Source organism: Anaerobutyricum soehngenii, assembly GCF_009697165.1.
In the GTDB taxonomy this organism is placed as follows: domain Bacteria; phylum Bacillota; class Clostridia; order Lachnospirales; family Lachnospiraceae; genus Anaerobutyricum; species Anaerobutyricum soehngenii.
In genome coordinates this window covers 37,478-56,712 of record NZ_VULP01000011.1, presented here as the reverse complement: position 1 = coordinate 56,712, position 19,235 = coordinate 37,478, and the positions used below count along the sequence as shown (strand labels likewise).

Sequence of the window (19,235 nt, the reverse complement as noted above, 5' to 3'; positions counted from 1 at the left end):
TTAATTATTTATTTTTTATGGAGGTTTTTATTATGGCAAAAAGAGGTGGATTCCCAGGTGGCATGCCTGGTAACATGAACAATTTAATGAAACAGGCTCAGAAGATGCAGAAGCAGATGGCTGAGACTACAAAGGCTTTAGAAGAGAAGACTTACGAAGCAACTGCAGGCGGCGGTGTTGTTTCTGTTACTGTTTCCGGTAAAAAAGAAGTGACTGCTATTAAGATTGCTGAAGAAGTGGTAGATCCTGATGACATCGAAATGTTAGAAGATCTTATCATGGCTGCTACAAATGAAGCATTTCGTGCGATGGAATCAGATTCCCAGGCTCAGCTTTCTAAATTAACTGGCGGCCTTGGCGGAGGATTCGGATTTTAATGAATTATTATAGTACCCAGATTACTAATCTTATTGATGAACTCAGACGACTTCCCGGTATCGGCAGTAAGTCTGCACAGCGTCTTGCTTTTCACATCATAAACATGCCGGAAGAGCATGTACATCACCTTGCACAGACACTTGTCACCGCAAGAGAAAAGATCCGCTACTGCAAATACTGCTGTACACTGACGGATTCTGAAGTATGTCCAATCTGTGCGAGCACGAAAAGAGATCACAGTACGATCATGGTCGTAGAACATACACAGGACCTGGCTGCTTACGAGAAAACCGGTCAGTATCATGGTGTTTATCATGTTCTTCAGGGAACCCTCGCTCCAAGTCTTGGAAAAGGTCCCGATGATATTCGCTTCAAAGAACTTGAAGAACGCCTTAAAAATCCAGAAGTAAAAGAGTTGATTCTTGCTACAAACTCCAGTCTTGACGGAGAAGCTACTGCAATGTATATCACCAAGAAGGTCAAACCTCTTGGGATAAAGGTGACCCGCATCGCAAGCGGTGTTCCTATTGGCGGTGAATTAGAATATATTGATGAGGTAACCCTCTCAAGAGCGCTGGATGGACGAGTAGAACTTTAGATACAGATTTTAATATAGCACTTTAAATATAAAGTTTTAAATACAGGACTTTAATTGCATAACTTAGATTACTCTCTTAAAAATTCTTTGTAACAGTACTTGCGGATTTTTAAGAGACCATCAGATAAGAATGGGAGATGACTACGATGAAAAGAATTGGTATGCTGACCAGCGGTGGAGATTGTCAGAGTTTAAATGCTACCATGCGTGGTGTTGTAAAGGGTCTTAATGTCCTTGAGGGAAATGTTGAGATTTACGGCTTCATTGATGGGTATAAAGGATTAATTTACGGCAACTACAAACGACTGACTTCTCAGGATTTTTCAGGTATTCTGACAACCGGTGGTACAATCCTCGGTACATCCAGACAGCCTTTTAAGTTAATGAGAACTCCTGATGAAAACGGTCTTGATAAAGTAGAAGCAATGAAGGCAACTTACCGTTACCTTGATTTAGACTGCCTCGTCATTCTCGGCGGTAATGGCAGCCAGAAAACAGCAAACCTTTTAAGAGAAGAAGGCCTTAATATTGTCTCCCTTCCAAAAACAATTGATAACGACCTCTGGGGAACAGATATGACTTTCGGTTTCCAGAGTGCCGTAGATATCGCTACACAGACAATTGACCGTATTCATACAACTGCAGCTTCCCACAATCGTGTATTTATTGTAGAACTGATGGGACATAAAGTAGGATGGGTTACCCTCCATGCCGGAATCGCCGGAGGAGCGGATATCATTCTCATCCCTGAAATTCCTTATGATCTTAGACACGTCATTGAAGCTATTAAACGCCGTAATGAACATGGAAAACAGTTCACTATCCTGGCAGTTGCAGAAGGTGCGATCTCAAAAGAAGATGCCCAGCTTTCAAAGAAACAGTACAAAGCAAAGCTTGCTAAGCGTAAATATTCTACCGTTGGTTATGAGCTTGCTTCACAGATTGAAAAAGCAACCGGTCAGGAAGTGCGTGTCACGATTCCTGGTCATACACAGCGTGGCGGAAGCCCTGTTCCATTTGACCGCGTTATCTCCAGCCGCCTCGGAGTGGCAGCTGCAGAACTGATTGCCAAAGAAGATTACGGCAAACTGCTTATCATGAAAGGGTATGATGTAACTACACTTCCTCTGGAAAAAACAGCTGGAAAGTTAAAGTATGTCTCCCCAGATGATCAGATTGTGCTTCAGGCAAAACATCTTGGAATCTCTTTTGGGGATTAAGAAAAACAGAGGCTGTCGCAAAACAGCCTCTAACCCTATGACAGAGTGGTGCATATATAACATAGAAATCGTCAAACCACAAAATTCCGAGATGCGTAGACCGGTTTTAAATAATATGTAGATTCCCTCATAATACCTGCAAAAATGAGAATCTTCCTTCACAAATCGTAGAAACTTACGTTCCTCTGCTCTGCTGATTACCTCTCTTGTCACACTGTCATTCACAACCACTTCCATTAGCTGAAACTGAAATGGATTTTTCCTGATCAGGTCATCATCCACCGCCAACTGAAATGCCGGGTGAAGAACTCCTCGGATTGAATGAATGGAACTATAGCTTTTCTTTTCTACCTGCTAAAGATGTATCAGCCAACATTTTGTATGCAAGATCAGAGTCCTTGCTGCCGCAACATGCTGACGCTGGCCGCCGGACATCTTGGACGGAAACTTATCCAGAACATTGGTAAGATTTTCAATATTCAAAATTGGTTTCATGTGAATACCTCCTATCCATTTCTGGGTAAATGATAGCACAGAAACACAATAAATAACACTTACAATCGCTGTAAGGATTCTGTTCCCCGATGCTCTGATTGTTCTATATGTAATTATTCATTTGCTTCATTATAAAAGCTGTTACTAATCAAATGCTTTATGCAATCTGGAATTTTCTTATCCTTATCTTCAACCAATAAAACATCATACTTCGCTACACTGGCGTCCTTTGAAAAAATGAAATCTATGATTTCTCCATCGTTACTTTTTTCAACAGATGAATCCTTAACTCGTAAAGACATTGGCAAGAAAAAATCATTAATCTTGTTTCCACCTCTATCTATGTTTTCTGTCAGCCCTAATGTAAATTCCAAATTTGTAACGCTGAGCTTATATGTAATTGTCATAGTCTGCATATCCTTAAGAACACAAACCATCTCATTTGTTAATTCTGGCAACCGCTTCAAACATGGAAGTTTCTTTTTGGCATTTGCATATACATGTCTTGCATCAAAATAGAACTGATTATTTGTAAGAATAGCCTTTTTTGCATTCCTATAAAAATCCTTTGCAGAAAGTCTTGTCTCCACTCCTGTTAAATGCAGAAAATGATCCACCGGAAAAGAAACTTCAAAATATTCATCTCCATATACATACAGAAACGTTTTACCCGCTAAACTCTGGCTATATACAATTGCCGCCTTTATAATACCTTGTCGTATTGCGTTTTTCTTATCTACCTTTGTTGCCATTTATACCTCACACGCAAAGAAGAGTGTGGCATTTAACCACACTCTTCTGAGAATTACTTTTGTAAAAGAGTTTTCTGCTGGTTGTCAGCCTCGGTACCCAGTTAAGATACCCATAACGACGTGGAAATCATTAAGTCCCCCACGTGGACTACAACTTTATCCAAGTTGCCAAGCTCGATGCCCAGTTAAGACATCTAATGAGATGGAATTTTATCCTGCTCCATCTGCAGCCCAACTTTTAACGATGCTCTTACATCGAGAACATTTCTGTTCTTACTTTTATTATACTCAATCAATCAAAAAAATCAACACAGCTCTGCAAATTTTAATTATTTCCAATATGATTAAATCGGTCTCGTACGATTCCAACTCTATTTATTCTTACATAATAGTCTACTTAACATAGTGAGTAGAAATCCTCCTATAAGTCCTCCTATATGAGCTGCATTATCAACTCCATTAGAGAAGAAACCATAGGATAATGCGGAACATACCATAAAGATCATTCCTGTTAATCCGATTTCTTCTACTCTGTGTCTCTTTTTCTGAATAAGATCTGCCAGGATACAGAATAGCAGTCCACCCATAACTCCAAAGATCGCTCCGGATGCTCCAGCTCCTACTGTGTTTGGACTGGCTCCCAAGGTAAAAATTACTGAGGTTACCGCTCCTGCTAATCCTGCTCCGATATATATAATAAAATATGCCAGCTTTCCGGTGATTCTTTCTAATCTGCATCCAATTAATAATAAAATGAGCATATTCTGGAGAAGATGGTCTGCTCCAAAGTGGAGAAACATTGATGTGAACAGGCGATAATATTGTCCTTTTTCTACAATATCTACCCAATCCATCGCGCCATGTGTCGCCATAAATTCTGCATTTGTTGTATCTCCAAAAAAGCTCAATACCACAAAGACAAACACGTTGATAAGAACAAGCATCGTATTCACTGGTGTTAACATCTGATGAAGTTCTTTTTTCTCTTCTGCGGCTTGTTTTTGCAAAAATTTCTGCGTAAATGGCTCTAGATCATTTTCCAGATTATAATATTCTGATTTTTGATACTCATAAATATAGAGCTGTCCTGCCTTTATGTCAAAAAACCATACATCCGGATAACTTTCTGCTTCTTTTCTTTCCTCTGTATCCGGCGCTCCCTGTCTCAGTATCAATAGCAGATGTTCTACTTTTTTCTGGTACTTTATCATAATCTGACGTTCGATATCCGCCATTTCTCTTTCCCGTTGTTCTAACGACATCTTTTTCTGTCCCGGTAATACCGGAGGAACAATCTCAAGCAGCGATAACTTTCCATTGGTATCCTTTCCCCATAAAATCTTTGAATCATATTTTATTCTCTGAAATCCCTGGTGAAATAAGAATTCCTGCAATGCTTCTGTAAATTCCATAAAATCTCCTGCTTACCTTTCTTTATCGTATTATCCCCATTATATAAGGGATGGCATTTTAGTGCAAGAGACCGCATACTATATTACTGGATTGTTGTGTGTTCCAACAGAAATCTATATTCTTTTTGTGCAAAACGCACCGTTGCTCCTTCTTGTAATCTTTCCTGGCTGCCTTTTTTTATTTTCCTTCCGTCTATCCACGTTCCATTTGTTGAATCTAAATCTCGCAGAATATATCCTTCTCCCCCGTTTTCGTAAAAAGCTTCTAATATCACTGCATGTTCTCTGCTTACTGTTTTGTCTGATATTTTTAACTGATTTACCCCTTCTGCACTGCCAATGTAAAACGGACAGCTTTTTATGATAGAAACAATGCCGGTTTCCATATCTCGAAGCATCGGATAAAAAGATTCTTTTTCTAAACTCAAAATAGTTGTTCCTTCTCCCTCGGTATTCCAATCTGTTTTCATATCCCATTCCGCTTCTGTTTTTACTACTGACATATCTTTGTTTCCTCTTCTATTGTATTGCTCTGCATTATCATTTTCTCTATTTTTCTTATTATAATCAGCCAAACATGTCTCTGGCGCTTTTCTGATTCGTCTAAGTTCTCTAAAACATTTTAATATTGCAAGTACAAAGGCTGCTATAAATAATATTCCCCCGATACAATATCTGAGAAGAATTTCTGTAAACCCTTTTGTGATTCCGGAAACTATACAAATACTCTCAAACACAATTGCTGCGATACTGGCAATTCCGAGAATGCTAAGCAAGCTTATATATATGAACTTCTGATACGATGGCTTTTTAGCATTTATTTTCTGAACAGAAGGTTGATCTGCTTCTTTAAAGTATTCCCTTTCCGGTTCTTTCACTCTTTCCTCTGCTAAGTCTTCCCTGAAAAATTCTTCGTATGAATTTCTTTTTATATATTCTTCCTCTTTTTCTTCTGTACACAGATAATTTTCCAATAATTCTTTTGAAAATCCCAATTTACGAACTTTATTATACACCTTATATATATACCGCACTGCTTTATCATCCTCATAATCTATCTGGATGAGCATCCATTCAAAGAAAGCTTCTATTCTGGCCTGGAGGTTTTCCCTATATGTTTTAGGACTGTAAATCCACTGCATCGTTCCGTCTGCACTTTCATAAATATATTCCGGTGATAATTCCACATAATTCAGGTTCAACATATAATCATCTATTTCCTGTATTAAATCACTTATACTCTGCAGGATCCTTTTGCATTTATCCTGTGATAACGGTTCATTTTTTTCCTGCATTTTTAATGATCTTCTTCCTGTTATGTCAAATAGCAGGCTTTTTTCTCCATCTTTTTCCCGAAGCTGTACCGGCACCAGCATTCTTAGAGAATTACGCTTCAACACTTCATATTCTACAGATAAATAATAATCTAACCCACAATCAGTCATGTTCTGTTTTATTTCAAAACCGACATCTTCTTTATCTGATATTTCGTTATCTAGTATTTCTTTATTTAATATTTCTTTATGTTCAATTACACTTAACAGATAGGTATGTGTCCCTTCTTTTACAATATCCACAATCCCTCACACTCTCTCCTCTTCTATTTTTGTTTGTCTTTTTATCTGTTTGTGCATTGTTTTTGATTTTTATTTCTGTATTGTAATCTTTCTTTATTGCAATCTTTCTTTGATTCTTTATTTCTTCTTACTTCTTCGCTGTCTGTTTTCTAAGAAGTTCCTCTTCATTGCTTATAACTGCTTTTTCTTTGCATGTAAATGTCCATCCAGCTGTTCCCGTATACTCCCTGCTCCCCCACACAGGAATCAAAAACCGAATCGATGCACTTGCTGATACTTTATCTCCTGAAAAACTCACTCCGTTTTTGCACAGGGTTGTACCACTTAAACGTGTTGAAATTCTTTTTGTCAGCCTTGCTTTTGCCTTTCCGATAAGCTGACCTCTATTATTATGTCGAAGAAAATTTTTATTACGACTTAATAATTGCTGTGGCTTATACGTTCCATCTATCAAATTCCCATCTGTCTTCCATACATCTGCCGTCTCATCGGCTAGTCGAATCGTCTCGCTCTTTACTGACGATATATCAATTAGAAAAATACCAAAGAATATTTCTATAACGATTATCATCAAAATAATCGGTACAATGCAGGCTGCTTCTACTGTCATCATCCCCCGATTATCCATTTTTCTCATTCCTATCATAATTACCTCCCAGAAGCACAGCGTGAACACGGCCGCATGTTTCCGACATCCTTTAACTTTACCGCTTTTATCGTTCTTTTTAATCCACTACATCCCAGTGTAGAATGATAGCAGTCCCCATAGGCCGTTACAAATAATGCCGATGGATTTTTCCCTTTCTTTATACACTTCTCACAGGCAGCATATTTTGATGAGTGAAGAACTCCCTGTATTGCTGCACTGCCGGTAATTTTTAAGCAGATATGTGAGCAGGAAGAATCCTTATGGTATACTACTCCATTTTCTGCAACATAAACAATCTGATTATCCCCGGCTTCCTCATATTCTCCCCAATGCTTTACATACCCTGAAAATATCCTTCTTTTTACCGTTGTTTTTTTTCGAAACCGCAATCCTGAAAAAAAGGGTACCGGAACCTTTAATGTATATGCCGCTTTTATCTGCAGTTGTTCTCTCTCTAATAAAGTAGAATGTATTGAAATTCCTCTCTTCCCGCCATCAATAAGATTCTCACATAAGGAACCGCCTTCATATATCGAAAAAAACACTCCTCTTGCATTCTGTGGCTGCTGTACGACTGCTTTCTGGGCGCATACCTTTGCCGCCTGAGATGCTGCATAATGTACTTCTGTTTCTATTAAAACCATCTGCGCTAATGCCATAAAACAACATAATACGCATATAAAAACAGGAAAAACTAATGAAGTTTCTACGGTTATCGATGCTCTGGAGGAGCCAAAGCAGGATGCTCTGTTTCTCTTAAGTAAAATCCATCTTTCGACTCGTGCCTGGAGAGGCTTTTCTTTTCCTATTAATTTATTTTTCGAACATAGAACATTACACATACCCAAAAAGGAGTTTTTTATTATGTGTCTTAAAAAGAGCACCCTGCTTCACCCCCTCTTCGAGCAGATACTCTTAAAAAAATATCTGCCCGATTTTCACTAATAACTAACCTGCTTTTCAAACTTCATTTTTATTGATCCAAAAGAAAGGCTTCCCTCCCATTTGTAGGAGAACAGACAGTTTTCCATTAAAAAACCTGCTTCTTTACACGCTGTGTTTTCCTGCATAATATCCATCATGCGATAACATAGTATTGTAGAATTTCCCTTCATAAAAAGTAAGACTTTCAGATAATCCTTATATGATATATTGTGTTTTCCTTTTTTTACGGTCTTCTTTTCCTTTAACTGCTTTACCATTGTTTTCAGTTCCAGATTCCAGTTTCCTCTGTCCTTTGTTAATGAAATCTCCCCTCCTTCAAATAATGTGTGCAGCTCCAGAAGAGATTCCCCATAGCTTAAAACCGCTCTCAACATCATCTGCACTGCCTTTGCGGTCTGTGGTATTCCCACAACACCGGTTAGTGCCGAAGCCATTAGATTCACCTGGGACTGTATTTCCGCATCCCTGCCTGTAAAAATGTAATTATTTATAAATCGTAACAAAAGAATATCATTCGCCACTCTTTTAAGATTATCCAGATCGGAGGGCTGTCCTTTGATTAGATATTCTTTTTCATATGCCAGAACCTGTTCCTGCACATCGTTCTTTTCTTCTTTTTCTTCTTTTCCTTCTCTTCCTTCCTCACTGTAATCTAAAAAACATTCTTCTATATATGGAACAATATAGTTCTCTTTTGTCCACAATGTACTGTTCGTATTGATGGAGAAATCCACAGAAAGCATACTTTTTATCCCCTTTAATCCTGATCCGGAAAACAAAAATTCCTCAACTTTGTGTTCTTCTTGTTCTCTTTTTTTCGCTCTTGATGGCAGATTCTCCTCTGGAATACTTTTTCGGGAAAGCTGTTCTGGATGATCGGAAACATAAAATAAAATTCCTGTCTTTGTCAGAAGCTGTAACGCTTCCTTAATCTCCTTCCACGTTGTACGTTCTTTCTGTACTTCCTGGCTCACTGTTTCTTCCTCTGCTGTATCTTCTACTTTATTTTCCTCACTTTGCTCAATGTTACCTGTCTCTTCCTCCGCTTCATTTTGATATTCTTTTCTATCTACATTGTTCTTTTTTACATTATTTATGAGCTGCTTTAATGTATCCTTCACCTTCTCTTCCTGACGGTACTTCATCCATTCCCGAATCTCATGTTTAAGATAAAGTCCATCTTCTTCTACTGCTGTCACTTCTTCTGTCATCTTAAGAGAATTACAGAAGACATTAAAAAATGAATTCCCTGAAAAATACTGGTCCATATCTGCCTTCCCATCAGATAGAATATAATTTTTCTCTCGTGGATCAAGAAAAAATATATGATATTTATTAAAGAGTTCTCTGTCATAATTCGCAAGAATATTCTCTCCGGCATTCTTTACCGCGTCTTCCCCCAGTGCACTTGCACTATAACTGGATACCCCTTCTACAACAACAAAACTAAATCCTATAAGAACAATCAGCAGGAGAGATAAAAAAACTGTTATCTGTCCCTTTTCCTCAAATATCACTGTAATCTTCTTGCTGCTATATCTTAATTGCCCAGACAAATGTCTACCGAACAGAGCCTGCATTTTTCTGTATTGTGGAGAAAATGGATGCTACCACTCCTTTAATATTCGTCTGAAAAATAATGACGAGACCGATAAGGACAACGATAATTAATATAACTTCCACCACTCCCATTCCATCCTGGGAAGCCAGAATCATCCTCAGTCGATTTCTACCTGCCGGCACATCCTTTTTCTCGCATCGCTTTGTAAATCTTCTTTTTACTACTGAAAAACACATAGCTACTCCTCCTATCTTTTTGAAAATCTAAAATCCCTGAAACCGAATCAACGCCGGATACATTACAAGTAATATTACCTGACACAGTAATACGATCATCGGAAAAAGTAATCGAGTTGCGGCCTCCTCTCCTTCCTGCCTTGCTCTCTCCACCCGTCTTTGAAATGCTTCCCGTTCTTCTGCCTCCATCATCGTTGATGCTTCTTTAGAACCCTTTGTAAAACTTTGTACCAGAATCAGCGCCAGCTTTTGGTAAGCTTCTGAATGAAACTGCATTCCCCAATTCTGACATGCTTCTTTTTGGCTCATTCCGTTATTCATCTGTTGTTCCATAAGCAGCACCCTCTCAAACGCATACTTTTTCTGTTTCGCATCGGCTTCCTTCTGTTCTTGATAATGAAAACCAATTCTTCGCACTGCAGAAAGAAAAGATAAACCCGCTCCCATATACAATGTCAGAAGGTGAACAATCACAGGAAAATCTTTCTCTGCTTCTTTACGGTGTCTCTCGCCCTCTTCCTTTAGTTTCAAATAATTATGTACAGGTATACATAGACACGTCACAAGAAATAAAACTGCAGCTCCTCTTCCTCCTGCTTCCTGCTGTCCCGCCCTGATCTTGGCTTCTCCATAAGACGATACTATTTTAACATCTGACTCATGACGGCTTGCTTTCTCTGTTCTTTTCAAATACTTCTGCACCTGGTAAAACGCACTCTTCCTAGAAGAAGCTTCTTTTGGAACAATAGAAATCTTATACTTTCTCTTCTCCTTATACTCTCGGTAATGCGCTGTCACTATAATATATCTGCTATAACGTTCTCCTTTATGTAACGGTGTCTGTACTTCCTCACTTAACGTTCCGTCTAAATGAACGGAGCCGTCTTCCGGCAATTCATACGTAATTTCAAACGGATATCCCGCAATACTCTCCGGGAGATTCAAAGCTTCACTTACTTTATACAAAGAAGGATTCCTTCCCCTCATCTCCTTTTTTAGTTGTTTAAAAAAAGCTTGATATACTTTTTGTCGTTCTTTTAATGAAATCTTCTGTTCCTCTAACTTATATTGTATCTGTTTTTTCTTATTACCTTTTTGTAAAGAAATCTGGACTTGCTTTGTCCCCTGTCCAAAGGGATTGCGCTTTAGCAAAATATAATCCGGCTTGAAAATATGCCAGGCAAGAACAACCGCTAACAACAGCCCTCCAATCATAACTTCTGTAAGTATAATCTTTCCCTGTTTTAAAAGAAACTGCTCTGTCCTTTTATATAATTCCTGTTCTGACTCTGCATATTGTTCCTGCATATTTCTTTTTACATTCTGCTTCAGGCGCTGTCTAAAACGAAAAGGAAGCCTGTTCCAAATAGTATATAAAAATCGTTCTGACATAAAGATTTCCGCCTCCACTGATGCTGATTATATTTTGGTGATTCTTCCTTATCTGTGAAAACCAAAACAAAGGATTCTGAAACTCCTGTATACTATCTTAAAATTGAATATCCATAATTTTATCTGACCAGAAAAAGCATGCTACTGTAATACCAATCATCGCTGACATAATCAGATGTCCCGCAACGGATTTATAAAAACAGGCAACATATTCCGGGTTTGCCAAGCGAAGATATACCAAAATGAAAAACGGCATAGACAACATAATATTCTTCTCAAAAAGCTTTCCGCTAAGAAGAACCCGAATCTCTTCTTCCGTATCCATCTTATACTTCAAGTGCTGCATTGTCCTTTTCAAAATCTCCACTACGTTCCCACCTGTACTTTGCACAATCTCTATCACAACCGCAAACTGTCTCGCTTCCTCCAGATTCGTACGCTTCGCAAAATCCATAAAAAGCTGTTCTAACGCAATATGCAGATCAATTCCCTGCACGATTCTTCTCATCTGCCCAAGCATCGGATTCTGCTCCCATTCATATAGACTTTCCAGCTCTCTTAGTGCGATCCTGCAGGAATTATTAAGAGAATATCCTGCCTGAAGAGAAGTCAGCAGTGACTGCAGCAGATCTTGAAACCCTTTCTGATATAGCTGCTGTTCCTTCTTTTTCTTCCTTTCTTTCATTATCTTAAAACAGGGAACCATTAATACCTGTTCCGGAATCATCCAGTACATATCTCCATAGCACAATATATTCAGCAACAATAATCCCAGCTCTCCTGCCAGAAAAAAGATTACATTCTCCTTGCACTTATCCAGATTGATTCTGTCTGAAGTTATACTGCTGAGATTACGCTTTCTCCTTCTTCTGTTCTGCCCTTCCTTCACGAAACAACTTCACCGCCTCACAATACTTCTCATACTGTCCATAATCTTTAAGCTTCTCTACATGGAACAGATCTTCCCGAATCTCTAATCCATGATCTTTATCATACTGAAACAATGTATGCGTTTCATACTCTGTCCGGCTGTAATCTTTAATCTCACTTATCTCTAATATCTTTCTCTCTCCGTTCAGGCATCTTCCCAAATGTATAAGAATATCTACAGAAGAAGCAATCAAACCCTGAATTGCTCCAAGCGGCATATCCATTCCCATAAGGACCATCGTTTCAAGACGCCGGAGCGCATCCCGGCAGGAATTCGCATGAATCGAAGAAAACGATCCACTGTGCCCTGTAGATAACGCCTGAAGCATCGACATCGCTTCCGCACCGCGAACTTCACCGACAATAATTCGGTCCGGACGCATTCGCAAAGAAGCCTTGATCAGATCCTGCATCGTAATCTCATTCGCTCCCTCCACATTTGCATTCCTTGTCTCTAACCGCACAAGATTATCAACATGAAACAATTGGAGTTCCGCTGAATCTTCTATTGTGATCACTCGTTCCTCCTGTCCTATATATTCTGCAAGTGCGTTCAAGAGCGAAGACTTCCCTGAGTTTGTCGCCCCACTGATCAAAATATTGTACTTTCCCTTCACCAAAGCAGAAAGTATCCCTGTAAGCGCTTCGGGAAATTCTCCAAAAGCGAGTAATCTTGCAATGGTCATTCCTCCCTTTAAAAACTTTCGAATAGTGATAACCGGACCCTCCAAAGATATGGGCGGTAATACGATATGTACTCTTGAACCGTCCGGAAGGCGGCTGTCCACAATAGGAGAAGCTTCATTCACCATCCTGTTTGTTGGCGCTACAATCTGCTCAATCAGTCGATATACATCGGCTTCTTCAAAAAAATGGTCTCCTGTTCTTCTTACCCTGCCATTCTGCTCCACAAAAATGTGAGAAGCTCCTATAACCATAATTTCACTGATACTGCTGTCTTCTAAATACTTCTCAAGAACATCAAAACCCCGGATGGAGGAAAACATCTGCTTTCTTAGCTCTTCCTTCTCCGAAAGTGTTCCATATCCACTATGTCCTGAACGCAAAATAGCCTTATCGATCTCTCTATACACATCTGCATCACTGACATAAGACGTTCTTCCATCCATCTGATGTAAAATCTGTTCCCGAAGTTCTCTCCTACCAGGCAGTTCCATTCAAAATATCCTCCCTGTATACACGTTTCCATGATTCCTGACCAGGAGCTTCCCTACGAGAATCCACAGGTTCCTGCCACAAAGTATTCTGGTGAAAAGACTCCTGACACTGCTCCTTCTGCTCTGCTGCCCCCTGATGAAAACTTCTGAGATTCAGCACTTTTTCTAAGCGGTCACAGAAGAGATTCAGACGTATATTCTCTCTCGAATCCAACAAAATAATCCTGTCAAAACAGCGCAGTATATCCAGGTCTGATACAAAGCCCATTCCGGCTCCCCAAAACACTTCCCTGTATGTCCCCTCCTTCCTTACCTTGTCAAAAAACCATATATAATCTTCCTTCGTCAGTTCCCGTAAATAAAAATACATATCCGGAGGATGTAACACTTCGATATCCTCTTCTCTTACCAGCATGTCCCGCATCATATCCATGACATGTTCTTCACGCAGATGAATATAGTAACACAGATCTCCCATATCACTTCCCTGCCCATATGCTGAAATATTCTCCTTATATCCCAGGTCTTCCGCACCGATATATACATCTCCTTCCTTCATAAAAGACCGCGCAATCTCCTTAAGTTTCTCTTCATAAACCGGAGAATATATCATGGTTAATCTTGTTCTTGCAGTCTCTCTTCCCTCCTCTCTCCCTTCCACTCTTTCTTCTTCTCTTCTGCCTTCTCTACTAGCTAGATCTTCCATCTCATCTGAAAACCGTCTCAGTCTGTCTAACAGTTCCTTCGGATTATGATACTTGCAAAAGGTGCCTTCCTCTTCCTGTGCAGTCAGCAAAATCAGCCGCTTCTCTCTTAGCAAAACATTCTGCTTCTCCTCGGAAAGCCTCTGAAAAAAAGCTTCATCTAAAAGATAAATGTCTGCCCGCTCCTTAAAAGCTAAAAAACTTTCTGTTGTTGTAAAATGATATACCCGTATCGCAGTAGAAAGGTGTGTCTCCAGATATCTTACCAATCTTCTCCCATATTCCCCTTCCTCTCCGATCATAATCATATGAATATCTGAAAAACGCATACTATAACACCTCCTACATTCCTATGTAATCTTCCGGAAGCACTCTGCTCCCATTTATATTATGTAAATATATAACAGTTATTCCAAAATCAATATATCACATCGCAAGTATTTTGTCTACCTGTTTTTTACTATTTTTACTTTTTTTATTTTATTTTCCATCAACTTCATTTATCTTCTCTCATATTTTCCGCTTTTTCTTCATACAATCTAAAAACAACCTTTTTGGAGGTATACTATGTCCCAGAATCAAATTCTTCTCATCTTTTGTGTCGCCTGCTTTGCCGGATATTTTATCGCATACATAAAAAAAAGACCGTCAGCGCTTCTCTTCGTTATCGGTAGAAGCACTGCCGGCCTTGGATTCATTTACTTTTTTAACTTTTTTTGTGCCGCAAGAGACATCGTTACCGGCGTAGGAATTAATCCCATAACCGGTACCGTCTGTACCTTGTTTGGAATTCCCGGCGCAATTCTTCTATATGCTGTACGGCTCTATAGCTTCCTGTAAACCTATTGCAGTAAGCCACTCAACGCTGCAAAAATAGACGATAATACCGTCTTTATTTTGGCAAAGATACCCTGCGCATCAATATCCATTTCACTGAGTTTATCGTAAATCTTGCTTGCCTGTTCTTTTAAGTCATTTACATTTAAATCAAGCTTATTAATCTTCTGCATCAATTCAGCAATCTGTTCACGCTGATCATCTGTAATGTTTACATCAAGATCTTTACTACATTCATCAATAATTGTATTAATATCCTCTTTTGTTTTTGCATCATCGGAAAGAACCTTCTCTTTAATCAATGCTAAAAACTGCTCTGCTTTCTCAGAATCATTCAACTGGTCTGCCAGCTTACTTGTAACGACCAGCTCATTCGTTGCTGCATCTTTACTCTCACTTGAAATATTCTCTCCTGTCATATCTTCATATGCATTCATCGCACCAACCAATGCTGCCGTACCTGTAATATTAAATGGTCCGGCTACAGTTACATTCGCATCGGTCACTCCGGCAGTTGTTAATGCATTCTCATACATTCCTGCGGTACAGTACGTAATGTTCTTTGTTGTAACATCAATTCCCTCGCCCTTATCTCTTTTCTCTATAAGAACAGAAGATAAGGCATGAGTACCGATTACTGAAGAATCCAGATAATCATCCAGATACTTATGCTCATCTTTATTCGTAACCTTCACTACTTTATACTGGTCCAGCTCATTTTCTTTTACTCCAAGAAGTTCGAGTACTTTACTCTTCTGACTGGCACTAAGATCTGCGCCCAATGACAAATATGGTTTCTCTTCTACCGCATCTGCGGATACATTTGCCTGAAATGTCATAAGTCCTGCTATCATAATCGCTGATAAAGCAACTAGTTTCTTTTTAAACATAATTAAGCCTCCTTTTTATATCAATGTACTCTCAGAGTCTTCTCACAAGATGAAGTATCAAAAGTTCCGAGAGTGCATATCCTGTACATTCAAAATCTTCTTACAAAATCACTTGCCATGAAGCTGACGAAGCTTCCGAGAATGTATTATCTTACAAAGAATCAGGAAAATAGCTGCTGATAAAACAGTTATCTTCCATCCGACGGTAAATCCCGGCGGAGTATATTTTAAAGATACTTTATGTTTTCCGGAAGAAATATTTACTCCAAGAAAAGCATCTCCAATCTTATGTGTTTTTGCTTCCTTTCCATCTATGGTAACTTTCCATCCTTTGTCATATGGAATAGAGAAAAATAAAGTCTGATCCTGCGCGGCATTGACACTTCCCTCTATCAATCGGTCTGAATAACGATCTACAGAAAATGCTCTTGTTGCAACAATCTTTTTCAGGTCACCATATGCCTGTTGATCAAAATCAGCCGCCGAAAGTCTTACATAGCCATCTTCTGTCTCCCCTTTTAATTCAAAGGTTACTTTCACCTCGGAACCTGCGGCTGCTTTACCAATCGGAAGCATATAGCCATCAATATCTCCGGACTTTACATTCACCCCGTCTACGCTAATCTGTGCATTCTCTACCTGCGTACCATCATAGAAAAGATATAGATTCTCTACATTTTTTGTTATTGGAATCGTAAATGTCATGTTATCCGGACGGGAATCCTTATATTCAAAATAGTACTCTCCATCATTTGTCCTTGATGCTGTACAGCCGTTCGTTTCCGGGTCTGAAATCCTGATATTATGGAACAACTCTGATACCCCAAATGCCTGCTCACCGAGATCATTTTGTACCCGGAAAGGATAGGCACTGTCATAATACCAGTCTTTTACAGAACGATTCATGAGATATCCAATGGACATTCCCTTTGCCGGATTCTCATAAATATCAAAAGAACCTTCTGACTTTACATATTGAAAATCTGTCTGCAGGCTGTCTTCCTGATGGTAATACAGGTATTTTACATTCAGAAGGAAGTTCGTTACCGGTGTCGCTCCTTTATAAAGATACTCATTACATCCGGTGTAAAATCCCAGATTATCCATTATAGTTACCATGCGGTCTGTTGCTGTAGAATCGAACAGCCCCACACTGTTTATCGGATACCAGGCATTCTCATCTACCATAAGCGCACTGGCAAGCTCACTTCTGTAAAAGGTTCCATCCTTTAATGATTCCGTTGCTTTTTCCATATCTTCTGTTCCATAGAAAAACTTTGAAACAGAAATCTGTCCGTTCTCATTAAATCCCATAAAAGCAGTTACTATAATTTCAATCACTGCCACTACACAGAAAATAAACTTGTATATATACTTTCTTTTACATGACAGCGTATAAAAGAATAACAACATCCCATAAAGGAGTAAGAGCATTCCTGCCACACCATAGACATTATCTTCTAATACCTGCGTTCCTTTTAACTTCGCATAAGCCATCAGTGCAACTCCCGCCATACAGGCAAATGCGGCATGCCAGCCTTTTACTCCTTCTAAATGCTCAAATACTTCCCATAGCATATACAGAAGAACAAAACCGAATAAGAAAGAAAAACGATTCGGTATTCCATACTGATCATGAAAACCATGCCAGATAAAATTGAGAATCATTTCGCTGAAGCTCAGATAAAAAAGACCGATTAATAGTACTTTTTTAATCTTTTCACTGACTTTGATCTCTCCGTTTAATACATACAGCCCAACCGCAAGAACGGAAAAAATTCCAATATACAGATTGGCATTCCCATCAAAGTTGTCATGGCTGATCGGACTCCACAAAGCAAACTGCCGATTAAGCAAGTCCGCTACACTAGTCAGAAAGCTATGTTCCGGAAGCTGCATTGTCTCTCCTGATGCAGTCTGTTTGATTCCCATATAAGCAGGTATGAGTAAAATAGCTGCCATGCCTGCCGCCAGAAAAGAATAAAATGCAAAAGCTATCCCTCGGAAGAAAAACTGTTTTATACTTTTAAAAGAATAGAGAAGATACCATATCACTGCAAAAATACAGATCATAAAGGCGATATAATAATTACAGTACAGCGCATAAAACAGTGCGATGCAATACAGTCTGCCATCCTTTTTTTCTATGAGCCGCTCCAATCCCATCATAATGATCGGGAATATCATTATGGCATCCAGCCACATTACATTCCAGCAATAGCCAACCATATAACTTGAAAGAGCATATGCCATCGAAATCATCACTATGGAAAATCCCTGCTTTTTACTCTTTGAAGAAAAATAAATACCCGCAGTCATTCCACTGCATGCGATCTTCAAAACAATGATCATACTCACTGCCATATTTAATTGACTTTTCTTAAAAAATAAAATCAATAAGTTAAATGGACTGGACAAATAGTAGGAAAATAACGACAAAAAATTAATTCCCAGTCCGGAACGGAAACTGTAAAAAAGGGTTTCCCCACCTTTTAATTTATCATACAACACAGAATAAAACGGCATATACTGGTGAAGCCCGTCAATGATCAACAGCGAATTATCTCCAAATGGCTGTACACCAAATACAATACAACAGCCTGTCATAACAAGAAGCGGAAGGAAAAAAGAAAGGGCTATCAGATGCTTTCTCTGCAGCTTCTGCTCTATCTTGCACATATTTTTACCTATATTCTTACCTGTCGTTTGTTCTTCTTTCTTCTTCACCATCTTCTATCCATTCACCTTCTCTATCTCTTCACCAGACTCTTTCACACGCCTTTTCAAAAGCCCCAGACATCGCACGATATCTATTCTTTTCTTTATCATAAAACTCATACTTCCATGGGTCATCTGTGTTACATTCGAAGAATGTCTTCGATAATCGATCAACGGTTCCTTTATAAAACAGACCTCACCCATATACTCCGCAGCAGTTCCGATCCAATAATCATGCATGTACATTTCTTTTGGTATCGGACAGATTACAGGGATCAGCTCCCTGCGAAATGCCATGCAGCATCCGACATAACTGTTCTTTATAAGATTTTTAAGTATTCCCTTCCTGCTTCCTCTGTTCGCAAAAAGGCCTTCTGCACCGGTTGGATTACCGCACTCATCCACAATCTGCGCATCATGAAGAACTGCCTTCACCTTTGGATTCAAAAAAGCTTCATTTACCTTCTTTACCTTATCTGGCTTCCATATATCGTCCTGATCAGATAAATAAATAATCTCTCCACTACAATGACGAATCGCATTCTCAAAGTTCTTTACAACGCCCTTGCCCGGTCCCTTTATAACATGAATCCGCTTGTCCTCTTCTGCCATCTTAAGGAGCAAAGGCTTTGAACCATCACTTGCTCCATCAACAGATACGATAACTTCATCCTGTTCACTAAGCTGTGTCAAAATCGTATCCATCTGTTCTTCTATATACATCCCACCATTATAATATGCCATTGCCACTGAAATCTTCATA

18 protein-coding genes and 1 pseudogene are annotated in these 19,235 nt (G+C 39.1%); 4 read left to right on the top strand and 15 right to left on the bottom strand.

All coding sequences use genetic code 11. The annotated features are described in order from the left end of the window. Nucleotides 1–32: 32 nt before the first annotated feature. The 3 genes from FYJ25_RS06970 to FYJ25_RS06960 all read left to right on the top strand — a co-directional run bounded on the left by FYJ25_RS06970 (nt 33) and on the right by FYJ25_RS06960 (nt 2,196). Nucleotides 33–377 (top strand): YbaB/EbfC family nucleoid-associated protein, encoded by a 345-nt coding sequence (locus FYJ25_RS06970; protein ID WP_021906831.1) that lies wholly within the window; start codon nt 33–35, stop codon nt 375–377. After that, nucleotides 377–976, top strand: coding sequence for a recombination mediator RecR (gene recR, locus FYJ25_RS06965; RefSeq protein ID WP_096241434.1), 600 nt, complete (start codon nt 377–379; stop codon nt 974–976). The genes FYJ25_RS06970 and recR overlap by 1 nt, the downstream gene beginning before the upstream one ends. A gap of 146 nt (nt 977–1,122) precedes the next feature. Then, nucleotides 1,123–2,196 carry a 6-phosphofructokinase gene (locus FYJ25_RS06960; RefSeq protein ID WP_096241435.1) on the top strand — a complete coding sequence of 358 codons (1,074 nt, stop codon included), beginning with the start codon at nt 1,123–1,125 and terminating at the stop codon, nt 2,194–2,196. A gap of 12 nt (nt 2,197–2,208) precedes the next feature. Here the strand turns inward: FYJ25_RS06960 and FYJ25_RS15005 are convergent. The 12 genes and pseudogenes from FYJ25_RS15005 to FYJ25_RS06895 all read right to left on the bottom strand — a co-directional run. Next, a pseudogene (locus FYJ25_RS15005) lies at nt 2,209–2,580 on the bottom strand (site-specific integrase); the annotation flags it as partial. 224 nt (nt 2,581–2,804) lie between these two features. Next, nucleotides 2,805–3,443 carry a PBECR4 domain-containing protein gene (locus tag FYJ25_RS14610; protein WP_242970745.1) on the bottom strand — a complete coding sequence of 213 codons (639 nt, stop codon included), beginning with the start codon at nt 3,441–3,443 and terminating at the stop codon, nt 2,805–2,807. Nucleotides 3,444–3,814: 371 nt separating this feature from the next. After that, nucleotides 3,815–4,855 carry a rhomboid family intramembrane serine protease gene (locus FYJ25_RS06940; protein ID WP_096241436.1) on the bottom strand — a complete coding sequence of 347 codons (1,041 nt, stop codon included), beginning with the start codon at nt 4,853–4,855 and terminating at the stop codon, nt 3,815–3,817. An 83-nt stretch (nt 4,856–4,938) separates the two neighbouring features. Beyond that, nucleotides 4,939–6,432 (bottom strand): DUF6382 and FHA domain-containing protein, encoded by a 1,494-nt coding sequence (locus FYJ25_RS06935; RefSeq protein ID WP_154580887.1) that lies wholly within the window; start codon nt 6,430–6,432, stop codon nt 4,939–4,941. 127 nt (nt 6,433–6,559) lie between these two features. Beyond that, entirely contained in the window at nt 6,560–7,078 is a 519-nt protein-coding gene (locus FYJ25_RS06930; protein WP_154580886.1) for a hypothetical protein, read from the bottom strand. Between the two features lie 2 nt (nt 7,079–7,080). Continuing rightward, the gene (locus FYJ25_RS06925; protein WP_167513786.1) at nt 7,081–7,725 is read right to left on the bottom strand and encodes a hypothetical protein; all 645 of its coding nucleotides are present in this window, start codon (nt 7,723–7,725) and stop codon (nt 7,081–7,083) included. Between the two features lie 297 nt (nt 7,726–8,022). After that, nucleotides 8,023–9,543, bottom strand: coding sequence for a DUF5702 domain-containing protein (locus FYJ25_RS06920; protein ID WP_154580884.1), 1,521 nt, complete (start codon nt 9,541–9,543; stop codon nt 8,023–8,025). Between the two features lie 43 nt (nt 9,544–9,586). Beyond that, the gene (locus tag FYJ25_RS06915) at nt 9,587–9,823 is read right to left on the bottom strand and encodes a Flp1 family type IVb pilin (RefSeq protein WP_021906839.1); all 237 of its coding nucleotides are present in this window, start codon (nt 9,821–9,823) and stop codon (nt 9,587–9,589) included. 27 nt (nt 9,824–9,850) lie between these two features. Further along, on the bottom strand, nt 9,851–11,215 hold the full coding sequence (locus FYJ25_RS06910; protein ID WP_154580883.1) for a type II secretion system F family protein: 1,365 nt from the start codon (nt 11,213–11,215) through the stop codon (nt 9,851–9,853). A 97-nt stretch (nt 11,216–11,312) separates the two neighbouring features. After that, nucleotides 11,313–11,978 (bottom strand): type II secretion system F family protein, encoded by a 666-nt coding sequence (locus FYJ25_RS06905; protein WP_154580882.1) that lies wholly within the window; start codon nt 11,976–11,978, stop codon nt 11,313–11,315. An 88-nt stretch (nt 11,979–12,066) separates the two neighbouring features. Further along, on the bottom strand, nt 12,067–13,323 hold the full coding sequence (locus FYJ25_RS06900) for a TadA family conjugal transfer-associated ATPase (protein WP_243145700.1): 1,257 nt from the start codon (nt 13,321–13,323) through the stop codon (nt 12,067–12,069). Continuing rightward, nucleotides 13,307–14,356 carry a hypothetical protein gene (locus tag FYJ25_RS06895; RefSeq protein WP_154580881.1) on the bottom strand — a complete coding sequence of 350 codons (1,050 nt, stop codon included), beginning with the start codon at nt 14,354–14,356 and terminating at the stop codon, nt 13,307–13,309. Before FYJ25_RS06895 ends, FYJ25_RS06900 begins: the two co-directional genes overlap by 17 nt. 238 nt (nt 14,357–14,594) lie before the next feature. Between FYJ25_RS06895 and FYJ25_RS06890 the strand changes: the two genes are divergently transcribed. Then, nucleotides 14,595–14,867 (top strand): pro-sigmaK processing inhibitor BofA family protein, encoded by a 273-nt coding sequence (locus FYJ25_RS06890; RefSeq protein ID WP_147608359.1) that lies wholly within the window; start codon nt 14,595–14,597, stop codon nt 14,865–14,867. Nucleotides 14,868–14,869: 2 nt separating this feature from the next. Here FYJ25_RS06890 and FYJ25_RS06885 read toward each other — a convergent pair whose 3' ends face one another. The 3 genes from FYJ25_RS06885 to FYJ25_RS06875 all read right to left on the bottom strand — a co-directional run bounded on the left by FYJ25_RS06885 (nt 14,870) and on the right by FYJ25_RS06875 (nt 19,234). Next, the gene (locus FYJ25_RS06885) at nt 14,870–15,754 is read right to left on the bottom strand and encodes a DUF1002 domain-containing protein (RefSeq protein WP_021906844.1); all 885 of its coding nucleotides are present in this window, start codon (nt 15,752–15,754) and stop codon (nt 14,870–14,872) included. A gap of 108 nt (nt 15,755–15,862) precedes the next feature. Next, entirely contained in the window at nt 15,863–18,484 is a 2,622-nt protein-coding gene (locus FYJ25_RS06880; RefSeq protein WP_154580880.1) for a YfhO family protein, read from the bottom strand. A gap of 3 nt (nt 18,485–18,487) precedes the next feature. Then, nucleotides 18,488–19,234, bottom strand: a complete 747-nt coding sequence (locus tag FYJ25_RS06875; protein ID WP_154580879.1) for a glycosyltransferase family 2 protein — start codon at nt 19,232–19,234, stop codon at nt 18,488–18,490. Nucleotide 19,235: the final 1 nt, after the last annotated feature.